Source organism: Caballeronia glathei (genome assembly GCF_000698595.1).
GTDB classification, from domain to species: domain Bacteria; phylum Pseudomonadota; class Gammaproteobacteria; order Burkholderiales; family Burkholderiaceae; genus Caballeronia; species Caballeronia glathei.
The window spans coordinates 21,459-27,888 of sequence record NZ_JFHC01000085.1 but is presented as its reverse complement, the minus strand read 5'-3'; the positions used below and the strand labels follow the sequence as shown (position 1 = coordinate 27,888).

4 protein-coding genes are annotated in these 6,430 nt (G+C 57.4%); 3 read left to right on the top strand and 1 reads right to left on the bottom strand.

All coding sequences use genetic code 11. The annotated features are described in order from the left end of the window. Nucleotides 1–828: 828 nt before the first annotated feature. Nucleotides 829–1,539, bottom strand: coding sequence for an H-NS histone family protein (locus BG61_RS40700; protein ID WP_075584282.1), 711 nt, complete (start codon nucleotides 1,537–1,539; stop codon nucleotides 829–831). Nucleotides 1,540–2,234: 695 nt separating this feature from the next. On the opposite strand from BG61_RS40700, the gene BG61_RS33165 reads away from it, so the two are divergent. From BG61_RS33165 to BG61_RS33155, 3 genes are all read left to right on the top strand, one after another. After that, nucleotides 2,235–2,852 carry a glutathione S-transferase family protein gene (locus tag BG61_RS33165; protein WP_035924235.1) on the top strand — a complete coding sequence of 206 codons (618 nt, stop codon included), beginning with the start codon at nucleotides 2,235–2,237 and terminating at the stop codon, nucleotides 2,850–2,852. A 334-nt stretch (nucleotides 2,853–3,186) separates the two neighbouring features. Beyond that, entirely contained in the window at nucleotides 3,187–4,188 is a 1,002-nt protein-coding gene (locus BG61_RS33160; RefSeq protein WP_051672956.1) for a LysR family transcriptional regulator, read from the top strand. Nucleotides 4,189–4,372: 184 nt separating this feature from the next. After that, entirely contained in the window at nucleotides 4,373–6,424 is a 2,052-nt protein-coding gene (locus tag BG61_RS33155; RefSeq protein WP_035924248.1) for a 2Fe-2S iron-sulfur cluster-binding protein, read from the top strand. The last annotated feature ends 6 nt before the right edge of the window (nucleotides 6,425–6,430 follow it).

Sequence of the window (6,430 nt, the reverse complement as noted above, 5' to 3'; positions counted from 1 at the left end):
GATCGAGTTCGAGATGTACTACTCGCTATGAAGTTACCTGCTTGGCCTGATCCTGAAGTGGTTCGCGGCCGAGAGCCCGGCAGGTTCTGCCGGGTATCCGAGAATGCGGAACGCCCTGAAGGATGGACTCGGCCAATGGGCTTCTGTCAGCCTCAAAGGCGCATGACGCGTGATTCATGCAGTGCTGCAGATGTATGACGCTCCTTCTCCAACACAGAAGGTTGTGCTGGATGACTGGAGCTGACCCACACCAAGCCATTTACACCATGCTAACGGAAGTGCCATGTTTCTACTACTTCTTAAAAAGTTAGGCGTCTGGTTCGAACAGGATCGGCAAATCCGAGATTACGCGTATGCGACCCGCTCGTCCGATGTTCGGAAAATTAGACTTCGATCGTATTCTCTCGAAACGAACGGGCTTTTGGATTATCAGAAACTCTCCCACTATTTCGAGCCGGGCATAAACGATCCATCGTACCGACGAGACCGCTGGAGCCTCTTTCGATCTGAACGCGTGAGGAACTGACGGCAGCAGTGGTCTGATTCGCAGGTTCAAGGAGCGGGGCGGTCTGGCAGATGACACGATCATCCAGCGGAAGGACCTTGCCAACAGGTCTGGGCACGCTGGTGCGAAATGCGCTCCTATTCTGGCGAGCGAAAGTGACACCCCTGGTGCTTGACCTCACTGACCTTGATCTCAGACCCGAATCATTGGAGTGCGGAGAGAGGGGGTACGAGACCGAATCGATCTGATGCCGAAGCCTGAGTCATACGCAAGAGCGCGATACAAACGCAATGCTGCTGCTTTTGATGCGCGCCTCCACAGGTTTAAGACGTCGTGCCGGTTGCGTCCTCCGCAGCGCGGTCTGTACCCATGCCTGCCCGGCTGGCGCTACCGGTATCGCCAATGCTGCTCGCGCCGGAGCCCGAAGATGAACCCCTTTTTTTTTGGCTTGTTCCTGCGACGACGCGGCTGCGCACAATGGCGGAGCCTTTCTTCGATTCTCCGGCCGCTTTGGACACGGACTTCCTCGGTTGAGACGTTGTCCCGTTCGCAAGCACCTTCTTGACGCCGGCGGTAGATTCAACCCCGCTTCGCGCCAATCGCACGCTACTCTTTCTTACTCGCGGGCTACCCGGGGTGTTCGTTCGAGGAGCCGACGCTGCCACATCGCCGATGTCCTGATTCTGGATCAGATATTTGCTCCGGTCCTTGACGTTCTTGATCCATGCGGGAGGCCGTGCCCAGCCGCTCCATGTCTCGCCGGTCTTGGGATTGCGATATCTGGCCGGAAGCTTTCCCTTTTTAGAGACCTTTCGTGGTGTGCTTGCCGAGTCGCCCAACCGTCCCGCACCGAGCCCCGGCGTTTGCGTTTTACGAGACCAACCCTGCGACTCGATATCTGTGGACGTTAGCCCATATTTTTCCATCAATAGCCGAATTTCCTTTAGAGCCGCCTGCTTTCGTCGCGCCGTGATTGCATCTGCTTGCGCCTGCAGTTTCTTGATTTTTTCCTGGATTTGATTGAGGGTCGCCATGCCGGGATCCTAAGTGAGTTAATGCATTTCACTATGCCATCGTTACCACCTTCTGAGCTAATAATTCTATAGCTGACGAGTAAATTTAATTCGATTTGGCGAACAATTAGCTTGAATAGAATCCAGTGTGTTCCCGATACGCCTGACGGACCTGAAGTGGCTAGCTCACTGATCTGGGATACGGTTCGTAGTCGATGCCCGGGCAGATCAAGGCGGGGCAGGGTAGCACTTCCACCTATGGGGTCGTCCAGCGCTTAGATGACGCGCTAAAGATTAAGCGGGGTTTCTCCTTGCCCCGTCACACAGTAGTACGCTCGTCGTGGCGCCACGCGCTCGAGGGAAGATTCAAGGGGCGCGGGTGGAGCAATCGGGCCCGCGCGAGAATACATCCCAGACAGGTTGCAAAGATGCGCGACGCGGACCTCGAAGCGCGTTCAGGCTCGTCTATCTATTCATGGTTTAACGATCGTGTGGTATGCCTGTGGAAGGGCCATTGACTGGCCCCCGCGCGATCGAGGAACTGTTCAGAGTTCCGAGAAGGCTCCATGCATCGCGACGGGAGTGAGTTCGTGATCATTCGCGAATCCAGAACATTCAATTCACGCCACGATGGATTCCGCAACGCGCTGATCGACTCTAGACTTGGCTCTGGAATTTGTTGACGCTGTCTAACCTAACCCTCCCTGAAGGTCATCGTGAAACTCTATTACCACCCCTTGTCTGGCCACTCCCATCGTGCACGCTTGTTCCTGTCGCTGCTCGGCGTCGAGCACGAACTCGTCGAAGTCGATCTTTCGACTGGGGAACATAAATCAGCTGCGTTTCTGAAATTGAATCGCTTTGGCCAGGTTCCCGTGCTGGTCGATGGGGACGTTACGATTGCTGACTCGAACGCCATTCTCGTATATGTCGCACGGAAACTTGGCAGGTCGGACTGGCTTGCGCAGACGCCGGTTGGTGAGGCGGTAATTCAGCGTTGGCTCTCGGTAGCAGCTGGTGAGATTGCGCACGGGCCTGCGGCCGCTCGACTGATTACGGTGTTCGGCGCCAAATACAATGCCGAGGAGAAAATCAACGCCGCCCATGCGGTCCTCAAGTTGATCGAAGAGGAACTAGCTGAGCGTCAATTCATCGCGCAACCCAGGCCAACCATCGCGGACGTCGCACTATACAGCTACATCTCCCGCGCGCCGGAAGGCAACGTTGACATCTCGGGATACTCGAACATTGGTTCGTGGCTGCGACGAATCGAGCAGCTTCCTGGGTTCGTGGCATTCAAGGAGACGCCGGTTGGACTCTCCGCTAAAGGCTGAGCAGGCGTTGAAGGGAAAGCATCTTGAACTTGTGCTGTCGTGATCGGCGGGATAGTCGAGGGGCGACGCCTTGCACCAGCTCAAGCCATGGCGGGTGGGCCGCTACGCTGACAAACCCAAGCTAAAGAGACTCTAAGCGAGGTTGTGAGCTCCCGGTCAAGATCGGGGGCTTAAGATCTTGCAATGATTAAAAGTATACGGCAAGGTTCGTCTCCAACAGTGATCGCTGATCTTTCTTGGCTGTTTCGTCGTGGGCGACGATGCCTGGCGTCTACATGGATCGCGAACGGGCGGTAAGAAATCCGATAGAGAAGAATGGGTTAAGGTAAAGGATATGGACCGTTTACAAGCGATGCAGGTATTCACGAGGATCGTGGAGATGAACAGCTTCTCGCGAGCTGCCGACACATTGGGCATTCCTCACGCCTCCGCTACCACGTTGATCAAGAACCTTGAAGCGCATCTTGGGGTGCGCCTCTTGCATCGCACGACAAGAAAGATGAGTCTTACGCCTGAGGGCACTGATTATTACGAGCGGTGCGTGCGAGTGCTCGCGGAGATCGAAGAGGGGGAGAGCGCGATCTCGTTTGGGGGTAAAGGACCTCGAGGAAGACTTCGGGTCGATATGCCTCGCTTGCTGGGCAAGATGATCGTGTTGCCGCAACTGTGCCGCTTCCACCAGCGCTATCCCGACATCGACATGACGATCGGCTTCCGGGACAGCTCAGTCGACATCGGGCACGAAGGGATCGACTGCGCATTGCGCATTGGGGTTCTACAAGACGCCAGACTCGTTGTTAAGAACCTTGCTTTACTCGATGTCGTCACGGCTGCGAGCCCTGGATATTTGGAGCGCTTTGGTGTGCCCCGGTCGCTTGATGATCTCTCCGAGCATATGGCCGTCCATCAATTTTCCGCTCGTACAGGCGAGACGTCTGATTTCAGATTTATCGATCGCAAGAGCGAGGTCCAGGTAAAGATGCGCGGAAGCTTCGCGGCTAACGATGCCGAAGCAAACGTGATGGCCGGTATCGAGGGTGTCGGTGTTGTGCAGCTACCGCGTTTTCTGCTGGAGCCACACCTGCGCGCAGGAAGCCTGACTGAAGTGCTCGAAGAGTATAGGCCACATCCGTTGCAGATCTCCGTCGTGTACCCGCAGGGCAGGTATGTGAAATCCAAGGTGCGGGTGTTTTCAGATTGGCTGGGCATACTGTTCAACAAATGCCCTCTGGTTTCGGCCAGCGGTTCGTTGGAAGCAATCACGCCTCGATCGAGCGTTGACGGCGAGCCGGGCAGTAATCTGTCACGTCCTGTCAGCGGCACAGTGTGTCCCTGAACCCTGTTGTATTGAGCCCGGTGTAGGCGGGCGGTGATGCAGGCGCGAGCCTGGTCGACTTTGCAGGCAATTCGGCATTTCCTTCAAGAATCTGCAACGCAGGCCTGAGATAGTTAGCAGCAAAGCGCAGACCTCGTGCGCTCCAGCATTCTGCAACAGTACATTCCTGATGAGGATCGTGGAAATGGAAGGGTCGTCGGCGGTTTTAGCTTCTCCGTGGCACGAGGGCGAACTGACACTGCAACGAAGCATCGGTGCGGTCGAGCGTATGGCTGGTCCCGGTGAACGCCAGATGTCGCGTAACTACATGCCGGAACAGCATCGCGAGTTTTACGCCCAGTTGCCTTTTGTCGTGCTTGGCGCGGTCGACAGGGCCGGCGAAGTTTGGGCAACGCTGCGGGCCGGGCGACCGGGCTTCATGACTTCACCTGTGCCGCAGCGCCTGTCGCTGAGGCTGGCGCGGGAAGCCGGGGACCCCGCAGACGCTGGCATGGAGCACGGCGGGGGCGTTGGCATGCTCGGGATTGAACTCCACACGCGACGCCGCAATCGGCTCAACGGCACGATCCATCGGGTGAATGACGCAGGCTTCGAGGTTGAAGTCATGCAGGCGTATGGAAACTGTCCTCAATACATTGCGCGTCGGCAGTATGAGTTCGTGCATTCAATACGAGGGCTCGTTACGGAAACCGTGGAACTTGACGCTTTCGCGCGTGAGACCATCGCCAATGCGGATTCATTCTACGTGGCGTCCTACGTTGAGCGCGCGGGTACGCGACAAGTCGATGCGTCGCATCGCGGTGGACAGCCCGGCTTCGTCCGCATCGACGATGACGGCTCGCTCACAATTCCGGATTTCTCGGGGAACTCGTTTTTCAATACGTTAGGCAACTTTCTGATCAACCCGCGCGCAGGGTTGGTTTTTGTGGACTTCCGGAATGGTGACCTGTTACAAATGACCGGACGGGCGACCGTGCTTCTGGATGCACCCGAAACGGCTGCCTTTGTCGGAGCGGAGCGGATATGGCGCTTTAAGCCTCATCGGATCGTGCGGCGCGAGGCGGCGTTGCCGCTGCGATGGACGGACCTTGAACATGGCAGCTCGCCCAATGCGTTGATGACGGGGAGCTGGGATGACGCCGCTGCCCGAATGAAGGCCAGCGAATTGTCACTGCAGTGGCGTCCTTTTCGGTTAAAGCGAGTCATCGACGAGAGCGACGAAATTCGATCCTTTCATTTGTCGCCAGCCGACGAGGCGGGCATGCCTCACGCGGCCGCAGGTCAGCACATTCCGATTCGGCTCACTCCTGAACATTCAACCGAACCGCAGATACGCAACTACACGTTATCGAGCGCGCCGTCCGATGCTCACCTTCGCATCAGCGTAAAGCGGGACGGATCGTTCTCGCGTCGTTTGCATGAGGTCTTGAAGGAAGGCGACATCATCGAGATGCGTGCGCCAGCGGGCGATTTTACGGTCGACGCGGCTACGCGCAGACCCGCGGTGCTACTGGGAGTGGGCGTTGGCGTCACGCCGTTGATCGCGATGACGCGTCACCTGGTTCATGAAGGTGTGCGCACACGCTACCAGCGACCCGCATGGCTGTTTCAGGCTGCGAAGAGCAAATCGAGTCGCGCATTTGACGGAGAATTGGCGGCGCTGGTGCAGGCCAGTCAAGGGAAACTGCGCCATGTTCGGGTGCTGAGCGACACGAGGGGTGCCGAGCCAGGAAAGGATTATGACGTCAGCGGAAGAATTGGCCTTGACCTTCTAAGGCAATTGCTCCCGTTTGACGACTACGACTTCTACCTGTGTGGACCAGGGCAGTTCATGCAGGAAATGTACGATGGCCTGAGCAGCATGAATGTGCCGGACGCCCGCATCCATGCCGAAGCTTTCGGGCCGTCAAGTCTCCAGCGCGGCAAGGGCGGCAGGCGGAGCGAAGCGCCAATGGGCGTGCCCTCGGACACGCCAGTGTCGTTGGTATTCTCGGTATCGGGCAAGGGCGCGCGATGGGCGCCGGGCGATGGCACGCTTCTGGAAGTCGCCGAACGTGTCGGCCTTACTCCTGATTTTGGTTGTCGGTCGGGCAACTGCGGCAAATGCCGAGCCACGGTCGTGCAGGGAAAGGTCGCGTACGCACAAGCACCGGCCTTTGAACCCGATGAAAACGAGGCGCTCATCTGCTGCGCGTTCCCGGCACAAGGATCTGCTGACCTGCAGCTGGCGCTCTGAGCCAGC